Source organism: Hydrangea phyllody phytoplasma, from assembly GCF_036985185.1.
GTDB classification, from domain to species: Bacteria; Bacillota_I; Bacilli_A; order Acholeplasmatales; family Acholeplasmataceae; genus Phytoplasma; species Phytoplasma asteris.
The window spans coordinates 73,171-88,919 of sequence record NZ_BSDA01000001.1; the positions used below are offsets into that span (position 1 = coordinate 73,171).

Below are 15,749 nucleotides of genomic sequence, written 5' to 3' on the forward strand. Positions count from 1 at the left end.
ATATTGATATTCAATAATTAAGCTTTGTTGATTGAGCCAAAAAGAGCTAATTTATGTCTCATTAATTCTTTAATAGCTAAAAAGCCGGGATTTAATAACTTACGCGGATCAAAGCCTTTGTCTGTTAAATCTTTTTTTTCTTCAATGTATTGTCTAGTAGCTTGGGCAAAAACTAATTGAAATTCAGTGTTGACGTTGATTTTTACTACTCCCAAAGAAATAGCTTTTTTAATCACGTCTTCAGGAATACCAGTGCCTCCGTGCAGCACTAGGGGCGTTTGTTTGTTGGTAAGTTCTCTAATTTTGGCAAAAACACTAAAATCAAGTCCTGTCCAATTATCAGGATATTTACCGTGCACATTACCAATTCCAGCAGCAAGCATATCAACACCTAAATCAGCAATTTGTTTGCATTCTTGAGGATCTGCAATTTCTCCTTGACCAATAATGCCGTCTTCTTCGCCGCCGATGCCCCCAACTTCTGCTTCTATTAAAAGTCCTTTTTGGTGACATATCTCGGTGATTTCTTTGGTTTTACTTAAATTTTGGGCAAAATCATAATGACTGCCATCAAACATAACAGAAGTGAATCCTGCCTCCATTGCTTGTTTGGCGCCTTCATAAGAACCGTGATCTAAATGCAAAATAACAGGGACAGAAACCTTATAAAAGGCGTCTAGTTCTCTTACCATTGCAACGACTGTTTTAAGCCCTCCCATATATTTCGCAGCTCCTTCGGATACTCCTAAAATAACAGGTGATTTTAGTTCTTCGGCAGTTTGTAAAGCAGCTTTGGTCCATTCTAAATTATTAATATTTACTTGAGCTATAGCGTATTCTTGTTGATGCGCTTTTAAAAGAACATTTTTATCGGAAGTTAACATTTAACTTAATCCTTTCTTTGGTTTTAGATTTGCATCTAAATTGTAATTAATGAGGTTTGTTAATTGGCTTTTGGACTAAAAAATAATTTAGGATTCTGGGTAGTTTTGCAAGTATAAGTGCAAAAAACAAAATATATTATTGTTGGTCAAAAGGAATGCAAATTAACAGTTTTAAAATCACAAAACAGAGAAAAAAATATAAAAATTATAAAAGTAAGTAAAAATGCATGCTGTTTTAAAATCAAAATCCAAAAGAAAAAATTAAACTAAATGATGTAGTTTTAAAAAATCATAGAATTTATCATCGTCGATATGAGGAGCTAAAAGATTGCAATTATCTTTTATTTCTTGGCAATTGGTGTTTTCCAATCCGATGCCTACATCAGCTAATTTAAGCATTTCAACATCATTATAGCCGTCCCCTACACAAACTAATTGATGATGGGGGTAAAATTCTTTTAATTTTTTAATACCACAAGTTTTATTCACACTTTGAGGCACCAAATCAACACCACCATTAGTTCTCCAATAATAAGCTTGCAAATCTTTCAAATCTTTAAGAAAATTTTGCAATTTTTCTTTGTTGGGTTCGAATAACCACACTTGATAAACATTGTTGTGCAGATGAAATTCAGGGTCCACTACAGATTTTTTATTAGTGCAGTAAAGTTCTCCTAATGAAGGCGGAATTAAGTCTTGTGGGCTTGGTACAATTTCTTGTGTCATTCCTGTAAGACCTATGTGAATTTTGGCTTGATGGGCTTTTGCGATTAGTTCTTTGACTACTTCTTTTTTAAAAGGTCTATCATCAATTACTTTATCAAAATATTTAGTAAGACCGCCGTTAAAAAAGACAAAATGTTTGAAATAAGGTAGCAAATTGCCTAAAACATCTATTCTTTTAATGTTTCTTCCTGTGGCAACTGCTAAAACATTATCAGGGTTTTGGGCTAAAGTTTGGATGGCTTTGATTGTTTGGGGAAAGATTTTTTTATATTTAGAACTTAAAAGGGTGCCATCAATATCAAAAATAAATAAAGATTCTTTTTTTTGTTTCATTTGAAACTCCTATTATCCTATCGTATTTGAGAAACACAAAAAATGATGAAATGCAAAAATGAAAGAAAAAATGCAAAAATGAAATTAGAAAAAAAAGGGGATGAATTAATTAATTGTAGCAAATTAAAATAAAAACCTTTGCTAAATGTTTGTCTTATTTTCCTAATTGTAAATTGGAATTAACAGCAAAAAGGACAATCATTTTTTTGAAAAATATCTTTAGTGGAAGCTAAGGCTTGTTTGCTTGCTATTTGAGCAAAAAATAAAAAATCCTCAGTTTGGAGGGAAGATTTTCCTGCTAAAATGCCATCAATAGCGGGTTGTTCTAAAATGGTTTTAATGTTGGTAACAGACACTGAACCGCCATAAATAATTCTCATGGCACAAGATGCTTGGGAAGAATAAATTGCAGTGACTTTGTCTCTGATTTTTTCAATGACTTTGTTAGCATCTTGGGGAGTTGCACTTTTGCCTGTACCAATTGCCCAAACCGGTTCATAAGCGATGATGATGTTTTGTAATGCTTCTTCTGGAACACCTGCAAAAATGTTGGTTAATTGTTGGTCTAAAAACACTTGGGTTTGGTTATTTTCCTTGGTAAGAAGCGATTCGCCCACACAAACAGTAGGAACTAATTTGTGTTTGAGAGCTGATAAAAGTTTTAGATTAACTGTTTGATCGGTTTCTCCAAAAAAAGTTCTTCTTTCGCTGTGTCCTAATAAAACGTGCTTGACACCTAATGAAAGCAAATTTTGTGGTGAAACTTCGCCAGTAAAAGCGCCTTCGGATTCATAAAACATATTTTGGGCCCCTACTTGTAAATTAGTGCCTTGGAGTTGTGCTAAGGAATCCAATAAGGTAAGTTGGGGGAAAATTAAAGTTTGGACTTGGGTTTGGTCAGGAACTTGCAAGCTTACTTTTTGGATGAATTCCAGGGCTTCGTCTTTGCATTTGTACATTTTCCAATTACCTGCAATCACTTTTGTTCTTGGTTTGTAATTCATAAATTACTCCTTTAATATTTTTTTTACAAAAAATAGATGGTGGACAAATTTGAACTAATTTTTTAAATCAATATTTTTGAAATGGAAATTGTTAAAAAGTTTTAAAATATTGAATTTAAATTTGTGATAAAGAGAAAGGAAAAACGCGAAAAGAGTTATTATTTTATATTAACATTTACAAATAAAATTATATCATAACAAGGCAAGGGCAAAAAGATTAAATGTTGAAAAAATATAAATAAATATGGTAGTTTGGATTTGTTTAAAAAGGTAAATTAAAGAGTATGAGAGCAAAAAAAGAACTCAAAAGCCAAGAATCAAACCTATCTAAAAAACCACCATGACCTGGAAGGAAACTTCCAAAGTCTTTGATGCCATAATCTCTTTTAAATTTGGAAGCTAACAAATCGCTAATTTGAGAAATAATAGAAATTAAAAAAGCATAGATGGGGAAACTAATGCAAGAGTTGCAATCAACAAATAAAAAGACCATCAAAACTGTTATAGTAGAGCCAAAAGTGCCTAAAATAGCACCTTTTTGAGTTTTTTTAGGACTTAGGTGAAAAGCTAGGGGTCTTGTCCCTAAAAAGGGGCAAAAACGCGGGAAACGTGCTAAAAAAGCAGAAGAATCAGTGAGCATAACTGCTAAAAAAAACAAAAGCAAATAATGCCAATGCAGGAAAAACAAAGAAAAAAGACAAGCCATCAAAAAACCAATATAAAAAGTGATAAGAAAGGTTTTGCTTACATCTTTAGTTTGCAAAAAAGGTAAAAAAACTAGCATTATTAAAACTAACACAAAAGGCAAGAATAAAAGAAGGAAAAAATTTAGGTTCGAGGGAGTTGATTTTGTTAGGGATACAAATGTGTCTTTATTAAGGAATAAAAAGTTTAATTGTTTTGCGTCTTTTATTAAGTTTTGATTTTGACAAATATTTGGATACAAAATCAAACAAACAACTGTAAAAAATAATAAAGTAGAAGTGGCAACTAACCCAAATTTAATAAAGGTCTGTTTTTGGGTATCTTTGGGATGTTTGAGTATAAAAAATATTTCTTGCACTGCTTTTATTGCTAAAAGGGCAAAAACTACAAATTTGATTTCTAAAGGGGCATAATAATAAAAGAAAAAAGAAAATAAAACTAAGGTGGCCCCTGTTATTATTCTCTTTTTTATCATATAAACCTCCATTTTTTTAAAGCGAAAGGTAAAAATTGGGTAAAATTGTTGTATTTGGAAAACGAAATCATTTTAAGCTTTTAATAATTCAGTGTTTTTAGTGGTGGTGTGTTTTTCAATAAGTTTAATGTTTTTATCAGTTAATGTTTGAATTTGATTTAAATAAAAAGTTTCTAAATCTTTAGTAAGTTCCACTTTTTTGATTTTGTCATTGCCTTCGCGACGCACGTTTCTAATAGCTACTTTGGTCTTTTCTGCTAGTTGCTCTACTTCTTTCATTAAAGCTTTTCTTCTCTCTTCGGTTGGTTTGGGGAAAACAAGTCTTACAACTACACCATCAGTTTGAGGAGTGATTCCTAGATTAGATGACAAAAAAACTTTTTTAATATTAGGAATTAAAGTGCTATCGTAAGGTTTGATGTTGAGTTGGTTGCCTTCAGAAACGCTAATAGAGGCTAACGTTTTTAAAAAAGTGGGTGCTCCATAATAATTAACAGTAATTTTATCTAAAATATTAGGATTAGCAGTTCCAGTGCGAATATCGCAAAAGTTTTTTAACATTACTTCTTGGGCTTGAGTCATTTTAGTTTCTAACGACGCAAGAATATCTTTGGCAAGTTGTTGCATATTTATTCTCCTTTTGAACTAATAACAGTACCTATGTTGCCTTCTTTGAGTACAACTTTTTTGATATTACCTTTTTTTAACATATTAAAAATTAAAATATCGATGTTATTTTCTAAACAAAGAGAAGCGGCTGTAATATCCATAACTGCCAGTCTTTGAGATAAGATTTGTTGGTGTTTCATGTGTTTGATTAAAACGGCATCTTGATGTTTTTTGGGATCTTTATTGTAAACACCTTCAATATTATTTTTAGCCATTAAAATAACATCAATGTTTAGTTCAGCAGCTCTTAGGGCAGCAGCAGTGTCGGTGGAAAAGTAAGGAGAACCAGCCCCTGCACCTAAAATAACTACTCTATCTTTTTCCAAATGACGAATAGCTTTACGGCGAATATAGGGTTCGGCTACCGAAGAAACAGGAAAGGCAGTCATCACGCGTGTGATGGTATTTGTTTGTTCTAAGGCATCTTGCAAAGCTAAAGAATTCATGATAGTTCCAAGCATTCCCATATAATCTGCCTGAGAACGATCCATACCCAGTTCTTCACCAGTGCGTCCGCGCCAAAGGTTACCTGCTCCTACAATGATGGCAATTTTGACTCCTAAATCTTTGATTTCTTTGATTTCCCAAGCAATTTTTTTAATGGTGCGAGGGTCAATTCCGTATGAAGATTCGCCTTTAAGGGATTCACCACTTAATTTTAAAAGAATTTTTTTATGCATCCACAAAACCTTTCTTCATAAACATCTGCAACATCTTTAAAAGAGTCTAAATTTGAGTTTGTTAAATAAAGTATGAAATAAAGATTTTTGAATTATTAGTTGCCCATTTCCCAACGCACATAAGAAACTACATCAGTGTTGTTGGCTTTAAGATAATCTTTTACTTTTTGATCTGCATTTTTGACAAAAGGTTGTTCTGATAAACACATGTCTTTTAACATTTTGCCTAAACGATTTTCAACAATTTTTTCTATCATTTGTGCGGGTTTGTCGGATAATTCTTTGGCAGTTTGTTTATGTAAAATCTTTTTTTCTTCTGCTAAAAATGTAGGATCTACTTTGTCAGGAGTTAAAAATTGCGGTTTGGAAGCAGCTATATGCATCGCTATGTCTTCTGATACAGAAGGGCAGTCGTTTTTTAAAACTACCAAAACAGAAATACGTCCGCCTTGGTGTTTGTAAGTTCCAAAAGATTCTTGAGGCTTTTTAGTAACTTTTAAAACACGTTTAAGAGTAATGTTTTCGCCCAAAACTGAGGTTTTTTCTAACAATAATTCTTGAACAGTTTTATTTTGGTAATTAAAGGCTAAAAGGTCTTTGGCGTTAGATAATTGGTTTTTTAAAATAATTTCTCCAAGCACTTTTACTAATTGTTGAAAATGTTCGTTTTTGGAAACAAAATCAGTCTCAGAATTGATTTCATATAAAAAAGCGTTATTGCCAGCAAAAACAATATTAGTTATGCCTTCAGAAGTTGCACGTCCTTGTTTTTGAGCTGCTTTAATGATGCCTTTTTCTCTTAAAAACACGATGGCTTTTTCGATGTTGCCTTCAGTTTGTTGTAAAGCTTTGTGACATTCCTTCATTCCAGCATGCGTTTTTTGACGTAAATCCTTAATCATTTCGGCTGTAATTTTCATTTGTTGCTCCATTCTAAATTTTAATGATTTAATTACTTTTAATTATAAATTGTAAAAATAAAAATTGCGTATTGGTTAGTTAAGGACCAAAAAAAGTTTAATTATATTTGGTTTTGATTTTGATTTTGGTAAGATGGTTTTCTTGGTGAATCTTGGTAAGGACGTTTGTTAGGGGTATTGTAATTTCGAAGTTTTAATGGGTTTTTAGCATCAAAAGTTTCTGCTTTTTCAGCAACGCCACCAGTGCCTTCAACACAAGCATTAGCCATTAACCAAATAATTAATTTCACTCCTCTAATAGCGTCGTCATTAGCAGGAATAATGTAGTCTACTAAATCAGGGTCGCAGTTAGTGTCTACAATTCCAAAAACTTTGATTCCTAATTTGCGCGCTTCGGCAACTGCGATGCTTTCTTTTTCTGGGTCAACAACAAAAATAGCTTGAGGCAAGTCTTTCATGTCTTTGATGCCGCCTAAGAATTTTTCTAATTTGTCTCTTTTACGCTTTAATTGCACTACTTCTTTTTTAGGAAGTTTTTTCCAAAGTCCTTCTTCTTCTTGTTTGTGGAGCAAATGAAGTAATTCGATTCTTTTTAAAATAGTTTTGAAATTAGTTAATGTGCCACCTAACCAACGATGATCCACGTAGTATTGTTGTGAACGTTGCGCTTCTTCTCTAATCGCTGATTGAATTTGTTTTTTAGTGCCTAAAAATAAAGCTTTGCCGCCTGAAGTAATGATGTTTAGCAATTCTTGATAAGCTTTTTCAATTTCTTCTGAGGTTTTTTTCAAGTTGATGATGTGAATGCCATTTCTAGAAGTAAAAATGTAGGGTTTCATTTTGGGATTCCATTTGCGAGTGGCATGACCAAAATATACTCCTGATTCTAATAATTGTTTTGTTGTAACTACTGCCATTGTTATTAAAAACTCCTTTTTATTTTAATTGATATTTTTTGAAATATTGTGTTAAATTATGATAAAAAATAAATAAATGATAATTTTGTTTGTGTTTGGGCTTTTGCATTTTAACTATTTAATACATTTTTTAATTGTGAATTGTGTATCAAAATTGATCCAAAATGATGATGCATCATCAAGTTTTTATTTCTATTTGCAAATATTGTGTTAAATTGCTAAATTTTTTAATTGTGTCAAAAATGTTTGAGCAATGCATTTATACATCCCTTATAATTAAATAAAAGCTTTTTTGCAAGTTTGTTTGGGGAAGGAAAATGGCGTTTTAATAATTATTTGATAATTATAAATTTATAAATCACAAATATAACAATTAAAAAAATAATTAAATAATCAAAATTGACGGGCAAAATGGTTTTCCTAGTAGCAAAAACGGCAACAAACAAACAAATGCATTAAAAACCAAGAACAAAGAACAAACAATAAAATGTTTTTGAAATAATAAAAATAAAAATAAATAACTTTTTTCCTAACATATTTTACCATATTTAAAACCATTTAACAATGTTTTTGTTGATTTGGATACAATTTTGTTACTTTGTGCTACCAAAACCGCCTTTTCTGGCAAAATTATTTTCTTTTTCTTGGGTAATTTGAAAAAAGGGTTGAAAAATTCCTTGTGCAATTCTTTCGCCTTTACAAACTTGAACTGGGTTTTTAGAAAAATTATACAAGGCAATAAAAATATGACCTTCATTTTGCAAATTATTATAATAATCACTATCGACTACTCCCACGCCGTTGGCAAGGGTTAGTTGTTTTTTCAAGGGCAAAGAAGACCTTACATAAATTAATAAAACTTCGTTCCAAGGAAAAGATGCTTTAATTCCTGTGGGAACCAAAATGACTGTTTGCGGTGGGATTTCCATGCTTTGGGCTGCTTCAAAATCATAACCAGCGCTGAATTTGGTTTGACGTTGGGGAAGGTTGATTCCTTGATTTTGATAACTGCTTACTTTTTCAAAAAAACGGTTTGTTTTATTCATAAAAATGAAACCTTGGCTTTCTTTTGGGGTAGTTAGTAATTTTACTTTTAAATTAATAAATGAAAATCACAAAATAAAAATAATACAAAACGAGAGACAAAAAATAATTCAAAAGGTGGCAAAAATAAAAATTTTCAACAAAATAGGTTTAAATATTATAAAATTAAAAATATTATAAAAAAGTTAAAGATTCCAATCAACAACTTTAATTCCACAAGTTTGTAAATAAGTATTAGCACGAGAAAAAGGTTTAGATCCAAAAAAGCCTCTATGAGCGGAAAAAGGGGAAGGATGGGGGCTTTTAATTATGCAATTTTGGGATTGACAAATATATTGTTCGTAGGTTTGAGCAAATTTTCCCCACAAAATATAGACTATATTTGGTTTAGCTTGCAAAGCTTGAAAAATAGTTTTGGTAAATTCTTGCCAACCAATTTGATGGTGACTTAAAGGTTTATCTTTTTCAACAGTCAAAATAGCATTAATCATCAAAACGCCTTCTAGCGCCCATTTAGTTAAATTATTGGTGCGAGCAGTAATTTGTAAATCATTTTGTAATTCTTTAAAAATATTGGATAAACTAGGTGGTTTTTGGAAGGTTTTTACACTAAAAGACAACCCGTGAGCTTGATTTTTGCCATGATAAGGATCTTGCCCCAAAATAACTACTTTTACTTTTTCAAAAGGAGTTAAATTAAAAGCTGCAAAAATATCTTCTTGATTGGGATAAATAATTTTGTGATTGGTTTTTTCTTCTTGCAAAAAAGTAAATATTTTTTTAAAATAAGGTTTAGTTTTTTGATTATTAATGATTTGTTGCCACATTAATTGTTTACCTTTTGATTTGTTATTGTAAAATTGTTGTATTATTTTGTAATTTGGTGTTATTTGATTGCATTTTTGTAATTATTTGGCTGCTTTTAATTCTTTAATTAAGGAATATAAGAGATACGCCATAATCATTAAATAAACGATTATTAAAAACAAATATAAGGGATTTTCGAATAAAAAAGCAAAGAAAGAACCAATATAAGCAAACAGATCAGAAAAGAAATTTTTGATGGATGGAAAAATATAACGGTCTTTACAAACATATTTGCCTACAATTTTGTTATAAGGAATTTTTTGTTCGTATTTGTGTTGGGTATCATTTGCATCACCCCAAGTGCCAATTAATTCGTTTTTTGAATCATTATAAACGACTCTATGAATAATAAAACGATGTTTTTGGGCTGCTTGTCTTTCTTGTTCAGAAACATTAGGATTATTATAATTAGGGTTTTCAAAAATTACAACATCGCCGTTTTTTGGATGAGTTGTGCCTACTTTATAAGGTTTGGTTGTAGGATTTTTGGTGATTTGTTTCCCATCAACAGCACCGACAGGCATAAGTTTGGAAGCGTCCCAAACACCTCTAATAAAAACTAAATCCCCTATTTGTCCTGAATCCTCATTTTTAGGACCTTGTAAAAAAGGTTTCATACTACCAGAAGCCACAGGAAAAGCAGCAATGCCTAGATATTTGGATGAATATTTAGGAAAAAAAGCATTACCCAAAGAAGCAATAAAGAGATAGATTAGAAAAAAATCTAAAATAATAATCATACTTTTTTTTAAAATTAAAAAGATAGATTTGGTTTTTTGACTTTGTGGCGGAGTTTTTGTTTTATTTTTGAACATAAATAATTACCATAATAATCATTGTTTCCTTTTTTATTTATTAACTATGAATTATTTTCAACTATACAAATTAATTATAGCATAGAACAAGATTTTTTTTGATGAATCAATTATAAGTGCTAAAAAAATATTATTATTATAAAATAAATGTTATAATATTATTGAAAATACCATATAATCTAAAGTATTATAAAAATGCTTAATCTCACAATAAATAAATTAAATGAAAGATAAATTAAATTACATCTAAGAATTTCCCAATAATAAATTAAAAAATATGAAAATTATAAAATTAAGAACTAGGTTCGCAACTATTACAACTACTTTTACATTATTGTTGTTAGTGGTGCTAATTTTTAAATCTTTTGACAATATTGATAATATAATTAGTATTGATAATATAAGCCCAACAAAAAACAAACCTAATCATAATGTGGATGTTATTCAAGAAAAAATCTATAACATGGATGGAAACATTGACTATATTTTGGATTATGATAGCAAAACAAATAAAAAAATTAAACTCACAGCGTTTAATGGTGATGAAAAGTGTGTTTGGTATATCATAGAATATGATTTGCAAACTGCCAATAAAATGAAACATACTGTCTTTGAAAATGACAGAAATATCTTAGATATTAAAGAATACGATCCGCATACGCAAAAATTAATTAAAGAAATAAGTTTTGCAGAAGACAAATCAAATATTTTATATATGTATGAATATGATGCTAAAAGCGGAAATGTTATAAAAGAAACTCACCATAATAGTAAAAATGGCAAAGTAGAATATGTTTTAGAATATGATCCTCAAACCCAAAATAAAATCAAACATACAAAATATTTCCCTAATGGAAATATTGATTATATAAATAAATATGACCCCAAAACAGAAATAAGAATTTGGCGTGTAAAATACAAATATCAAAGCAAAAATGATGATAAAGAGGTTTATAATTATGATCCTAATAGTGGTGATGTCATAAAAAATAATGGTAATTAGAATTGTTTGAAAAGATGTTGCAAGGAAAAATCAGGTAATCTGTTTGCAGGCAAAATCAAAACTAGTTTAAAAAAGGTAGTTTTTTCATAATGATAAAAAGAAAAAGCATGCAAAAAGGGGCTTTTACATGCTTTCATCCTAATATTTTTATTTAATTTTTTAATTGTTGTTGTTTTTTATGTCCTAAAGCTTTATTGATGTGCAAAAAGTCTTCTGGATGAACGTACAAAACTCTATCATCAGAACTGTAATAAGTTTTTTTAGTGTAATCTTGTAAAATTTCGAACTGCATTTCTTCGATGTTATTTAATTTTTCTAAAACTTGTTTTAAAGTTTCTGGGATTTCATCCCAAAAATTCTTTTGTGAGTTAAAAGTTTGGGCATTATTAGGAATGGTATCAGCTTTGGATTGCTGTTGTTTTTCTTCTAATTCTTTAATTTTTTGTTTCATTTCTAATTCAAAGATCTTTTGATTAAAATAAGTTTCAAGCATTTTATGCTTTAATTCTAAAAGATCGATTTGCGAACGGTTGTTATCTTTTTTGTCCATCATCTCCATTAATTTTAAATTAATTAAACAATTAGAATCAAAGTCTTTGTTATTAATCAAAACATTGGGAATTTGAGGTTGTTCGTTTTTATTGTCGTTGTTTTTGCTCTCTTTAGACGGTTTGGAAGGACTAAAAAAAGCTGCAATACGAAAATTAACAACATAAATGAAAATTAGCGTTTTAATCACTAATTTTACTAAAAGAAATATCAATACAGGGAACAAAACAGCGCCAACAACCAAAATCCAAGGATTATTGGAAACCCAAGTTACCAATTCTTCAAATCTCAAAAAACCAACCTCCTAATAAAAGCGTTTGTAAAAGTTTTATACTTTATTTGTTAGCTTTATAAAAAACTTAAATATAGCTTATATTTATTTTATCATAAAACTTTATATCTACACCTTTATTTAATCAAAAAAAGAAACAATTGTCAATGGATTTTGGTGGTTTTTTAAGATAAAGTTATTTTTTTGGGTAGTTTGAAAAAGATAAATAAGGTTTTTTTAGATTTTAAGAGCAAAATGATTAAAAAATGCGTTTTAAAATATCTTAATAAAGCAAAAAAATGATTGTCAAAAAAATTAATTGTTTTTTTATTTTATTAAAATATTTTTATTGGGGTAATTTTTTTGGCAGGGATATCAGGATTCGAACCCGAACGAGCGGTTTTGGAGACCGTTATGCTACCATTGACATCATATCCCTTCATTTACAAGTAGGTTGCATGGTACGGGTGACAGGATTTGAACCTGCACGCCTAAGCGCTAGATCCTAAGTCTAGTGCGTCTTCCATTCCGCCACACCCGCGTTTAACTTTGTTATTTTCGTTCGTTAATCACTCATAAACACTTATAAAATGGCAGACCCAGCTGGATTTGAACCAACGAATCACGGAGTCAAAGTCCGTTGCCTTACCACTTGGCTATGGGCCTCAATATAACTTTATAATCTGGATATTTTATTATTAAATAATGTTTATAATAATTTTTGTATTTTTATATTTTGTAAAATATATTCTGGGGCGGCTAGTGGGAATCGAACCCACGCATATCGGCGCCACAAGCCGCCGCGTTAACCACTTCGCCATAACCGCCAAATAATTTTAATAATTAAAATTCCATAACATAGAATATTATACCTTGATTTTGTTAATTTGTAAAGTAAAAAAGTTAGGTGGGTTGTTTTTTGAATGATAATTGAGTGTTTTTATAAGTTTTTTGCAGTCAATATTTTTGGTGTCGATGTTTAAAAAAGATTTGAGGGAATAAATTGAGATAAAAAATGTGCATTCCAAAAACCTCAAAAGAAAAAAAGATAAGTATAAAAAGTTCCAAAAACAAATGCAAAAAAACGCAAAAAACAAATGCAAAAAAAACAAATTACCAAAACATTTCCCAACAACAAGCCCTTAAAAAACAAATTCTTAAAAAACAAGTTCTTAAAAAAATAATATGAGCGACGAAATTATGGAAATTATTTTTATCAAAATGAAACTGACTTTGCAAACTAACAAAAAATAGCTAATTTTAGTTGGCGGAGGAAGAGGGATTCGAACCCTCGCATCTTTTGGATCTACACGCTTTCCAAGCGTGCCTCTTCGGCCACTTGAGTATTCCTCCAAAAAGCCCAAAAACTATAAAAGTGATTGGGTTTGTGATTTAATTATTAGCCGCAACAGCAAAAACATTCTTGCTGATCGTCTTTATCTTGATTAGTTTGATTTTGTTGTAAACGCAAAACATCTTGAGCAATAGCAAGTTCTTCATTGGTAGGAACAACAAAAGCTTTGATTGCAGAATCAAAAGTTGTAATAAGTTCTTGTTTGCCTTGAACTTTGTTTTTTTCTTCGTCTAACTTAATTCCTAAAACTGATAAACGTTTAATAATTTCAGAACGGAAAAAAGAAGAATTTTCGCCAATACCAGCTGTAAATACTAAAGCATCAACTCCTTTTAATAATACGTAATAACTAGCAATATAATCAACTATACGCTTAACTTGGATGTCGTGTGACAAAATGGCTTGCTGGTTGCCTTCTTTAATGCTTGCCAAAATATCACGAGTGTCATTAGAAATACCTGATACTCCTAAATAACCTGATTTTTTATTCAAATCATCGATAACACAAGCAACAGTTTTGTTTTCTTTTTCAGCTATAAATTTCACTACTGCAGGATCAATATTGCCACTACGAGTTCCCATAGGAACCCCTTCTAACGGAGTAAAACCCATAGAAGTATCAACTGATTTACCAGAATCAACTGCACATAAAGAAACGCCGTTGCCAGCATGACAAATAATGATTTTGGCGTTTTTTTTACCCAAAATTTGTTGCATTTGCTCAGTTATGTATTTATAAGATGTACCATGAGCTCCGTATTTTCTAATTTGGTATTTTTGGTACCAGTAATAAGGAGTGGCGTATAAAAAATTAACTGCAGGCATACTTTGATGAAAAGTAGTATCAAAAACAGCTACTTGAAAAACTTGGGGAAGTACTTTTTGAAAAGCTTTAATACTTATGATGTTTACAGGATTATGTAAGGGAGCTAGGTCGCATAAACTTTCAATTTGAGCAAGAGTTTTTTCAGTTAAAACAGCAGAATCGCTAAATATTTCTCCACCTTGAACTACGCGGTGCCCTATTCCTTCGATTTCTTCCAAAGTATTAATAACTTTTTTTTGAATCAAAGCATCTAGCAATAACTCTACTGCTGTTTGATGATTTAGCACTTCTAATACTTGTTTGTCTTTTTTGTCTTTGGTCTTCATTGTAAAAACAGCCTGATTGCTACCGATTCTTTCAACTAAACCTGAAACAATTACTTCTTGTTGTGGCATTTCTAATAATTGAAATTTTAAAGAAGAACTACCAGAATTTACCGACATAATTTTCATATATTTTTCTCCGTTTTTTGATGTGTAATAATTTATTTGTTGTTTGTATATTAATTTTAATTGTTGTTTGACTTAATTTTTTTGGGTTGAGTTTGGGATTGGGATTTTAATTATTTGTTATTTGATTTATTTTTATTTTTAATTAATAATTTCTTTTAATGAGTGGAATTATTTTTGGGTTTGTAATTATTTGTTTGCAAGTTTGATTTCTTTGTATTGTTGGAAATTTTTCAATTTGTTATTGATTGTTTGGCAAAATTTCAAGCAAACGATATATGCCCCAAGCATGAAAACAAGTTCCTGCCATAACAAAAAGATGCCAAATAAAATGAAAATATTTTTTATTATCTTTAACATAAAAATAGATGCCTAAACTGTAAAAAACACCGCCCAGTAAAACAAAATGAAAAATATTGGCTTTCCACATTGCAGGCACTAACAAAAGCCCACTCCATCCAAGCAAAGCATAAAAGATTAAATGAATGATTTTCCCTTTATTCATCCAAAAAACTTTACATATAATACCTGAAAAAGCCAAAATACATTGGCAAACAAAAAAGCATTGTCCTTTGGAAATTGGCACATTTGATTGAGGAAATAAGGGTTTTTGCAATTCTGGCAAAAGTAACAAAATAGGGGCAAAAGTTCCCCAAATTAATAAATAAATACTAATGTGATCGGTCTTTTGAAAAAAATTATGAGCTTTGGTAAAGGATAAAGAATGATACAAAGTACTCATCAAATAAAGAATAATCATCGATATGCTAAAAACAAGTACAATATAACCGTTAGGATTTGACATTACAGAGGCTTTAAGACAAAAACAAACAAGAATAAAAACTCCTAAAGGAATCATTAAACCATGGGAAATGGCATTGGCAATTTCTTCGCCCAAAGTTTGTTTATCACTTGGTTTAGTAGCCCATTTCACAATAAAACTCCCTTCTTGCTTGGAATATGTAGCAATTACTGAGATTATAAAAAGTTTAGAAATTAAATAAGTTATAAGGAAAATAAGGAAACATTTAAAAATAATAATTAACTTTATTAAATAATTTATAAATTAGATTAAGTTGTAATAAAAACTAATTCTTATATATTTTACCACATAAAAGTAGTTGCTAAACTAAATTTGTAAATTGACAAAAGATAAAATATGAATTTTTCAACATTTCCAAATATAATAATGTATAGTCAGTCAATAATAGTATAATATTTAAGGAAACTAGTTTTCCATAGAAAGGATTTTGTTATT

16 protein-coding genes and 5 tRNA genes are annotated in these 15,749 nt (G+C 30.2%); 1 reads left to right on the forward strand and 20 read right to left on the reverse strand.

The features are described 5' to 3' along the window. Window positions 1–17: 17 nt before the first annotated feature. From fba to AACP42_RS00465, 11 genes are all read right to left on the reverse strand, one after another. Window positions 18–884, reverse strand: coding sequence for a class II fructose-1,6-bisphosphate aldolase (gene fba, locus AACP42_RS00415; protein WP_212775322.1), 867 nt, complete (start codon window positions 882–884; stop codon window positions 18–20). 261 nt (window positions 885–1,145) lie between these two features. Next, window positions 1,146–1,943: an HAD-IIB family hydrolase gene (locus tag AACP42_RS00420; RefSeq protein WP_212775321.1), complete on the reverse strand. Its 798-nt coding sequence runs from the start codon at window positions 1,941–1,943 to the stop codon at window positions 1,146–1,148. A 179-nt stretch (window positions 1,944–2,122) separates the two neighbouring features. Beyond that, the gene (tpiA, locus tag AACP42_RS00425; RefSeq protein ID WP_212775320.1) at window positions 2,123–2,947 is read right to left on the reverse strand and encodes a triose-phosphate isomerase; all 825 of its coding nucleotides are present in this window, start codon (window positions 2,945–2,947) and stop codon (window positions 2,123–2,125) included. Between the two features lie 262 nt (window positions 2,948–3,209). Then, window positions 3,210–4,127, reverse strand: coding sequence for a phosphatidate cytidylyltransferase (locus AACP42_RS00430; RefSeq protein WP_212775319.1), 918 nt, complete (start codon window positions 4,125–4,127; stop codon window positions 3,210–3,212). Between the two features lie 72 nt (window positions 4,128–4,199). After that, the gene (gene frr, locus AACP42_RS00435) at window positions 4,200–4,754 is read right to left on the reverse strand and encodes a ribosome recycling factor (RefSeq protein WP_212508937.1); all 555 of its coding nucleotides are present in this window, start codon (window positions 4,752–4,754) and stop codon (window positions 4,200–4,202) included. Between the two features lie 2 nt (window positions 4,755–4,756). Further along, entirely contained in the window at window positions 4,757–5,482 is a 726-nt protein-coding gene (pyrH, locus tag AACP42_RS00440; protein ID WP_212508938.1) for a UMP kinase, read from the reverse strand. An 89-nt stretch (window positions 5,483–5,571) separates the two neighbouring features. Next, window positions 5,572–6,396 (reverse strand): translation elongation factor Ts, encoded by an 825-nt coding sequence (gene tsf, locus AACP42_RS00445; RefSeq protein ID WP_212508939.1) that lies wholly within the window; start codon window positions 6,394–6,396, stop codon window positions 5,572–5,574. 101 nt (window positions 6,397–6,497) lie between these two features. Then, window positions 6,498–7,313: a 30S ribosomal protein S2 gene (gene rpsB / locus AACP42_RS00450; protein ID WP_212775318.1), complete on the reverse strand. Its 816-nt coding sequence runs from the start codon at window positions 7,311–7,313 to the stop codon at window positions 6,498–6,500. A gap of 593 nt (window positions 7,314–7,906) precedes the next feature. Further along, window positions 7,907–8,359, reverse strand: a complete 453-nt coding sequence (gene dut / locus AACP42_RS00455) for a dUTP diphosphatase (protein WP_069028337.1) — start codon at window positions 8,357–8,359, stop codon at window positions 7,907–7,909. A gap of 183 nt (window positions 8,360–8,542) precedes the next feature. Further along, a complete protein-coding gene (locus AACP42_RS00460; protein WP_212508941.1) occupies window positions 8,543–9,184 on the reverse strand; it encodes a uracil-DNA glycosylase in 642 nt (213 codons plus the stop codon). Between the two features lie 81 nt (window positions 9,185–9,265). Beyond that, on the reverse strand, window positions 9,266–10,039 hold the full coding sequence (locus tag AACP42_RS00465) for a S26 family signal peptidase (protein WP_212508942.1): 774 nt from the start codon (window positions 10,037–10,039) through the stop codon (window positions 9,266–9,268). A 277-nt stretch (window positions 10,040–10,316) separates the two neighbouring features. On the opposite strand from AACP42_RS00465, the gene AACP42_RS00470 reads away from it, so the two are divergent. Further along, complete coding sequence (locus AACP42_RS00470; protein ID WP_212775317.1) at window positions 10,317–11,042, forward strand: DUF2963 domain-containing protein; 726 nt, start codon at window positions 10,317–10,319, stop codon at window positions 11,040–11,042. Here AACP42_RS00470 and AACP42_RS00475 read toward each other — a convergent pair. From AACP42_RS00475 to trhA, 9 genes are all read right to left on the reverse strand, one after another. Next, window positions 11,039–11,179, reverse strand: coding sequence for a hypothetical protein (locus tag AACP42_RS00475; RefSeq protein WP_212508944.1), 141 nt, complete (start codon window positions 11,177–11,179; stop codon window positions 11,039–11,041). The genes AACP42_RS00470 and AACP42_RS00475 overlap by 4 nt on opposite strands. Before the next feature lie 14 nt (window positions 11,180–11,193). Then, entirely contained in the window at window positions 11,194–11,883 is a 690-nt protein-coding gene (locus AACP42_RS00480) for a hypothetical protein (RefSeq protein WP_249402804.1), read from the reverse strand. A 343-nt stretch (window positions 11,884–12,226) separates the two neighbouring features. Continuing rightward, window positions 12,227–12,301: transfer RNA gene (locus tag AACP42_RS00485), tRNA-Trp, on the reverse strand. 20 nt (window positions 12,302–12,321) lie between these two features. Beyond that, window positions 12,322–12,403 (reverse strand) — tRNA-Leu (locus tag AACP42_RS00490). Window positions 12,404–12,453: 50 nt separating this feature from the next. After that, window positions 12,454–12,528, reverse strand: a tRNA-Gln gene (locus AACP42_RS00495). A gap of 85 nt (window positions 12,529–12,613) precedes the next feature. Then, window positions 12,614–12,689: transfer RNA gene (locus AACP42_RS00500), tRNA-His, on the reverse strand. Window positions 12,690–13,127: 438 nt separating this feature from the next. Beyond that, window positions 13,128–13,215, reverse strand: a tRNA-Ser gene (locus tag AACP42_RS00505). A gap of 46 nt (window positions 13,216–13,261) precedes the next feature. Further along, window positions 13,262–14,494: an acetate kinase gene (locus AACP42_RS00510; RefSeq protein ID WP_212775316.1), complete on the reverse strand. Its 1,233-nt coding sequence runs from the start codon at window positions 14,492–14,494 to the stop codon at window positions 13,262–13,264. 238 nt (window positions 14,495–14,732) lie between these two features. Further along, window positions 14,733–15,425, reverse strand: a complete 693-nt coding sequence (trhA, locus tag AACP42_RS00515; RefSeq protein ID WP_212508946.1) for a PAQR family membrane homeostasis protein TrhA — start codon at window positions 15,423–15,425, stop codon at window positions 14,733–14,735. Window positions 15,426–15,749 lie beyond the last annotated feature (324 nt).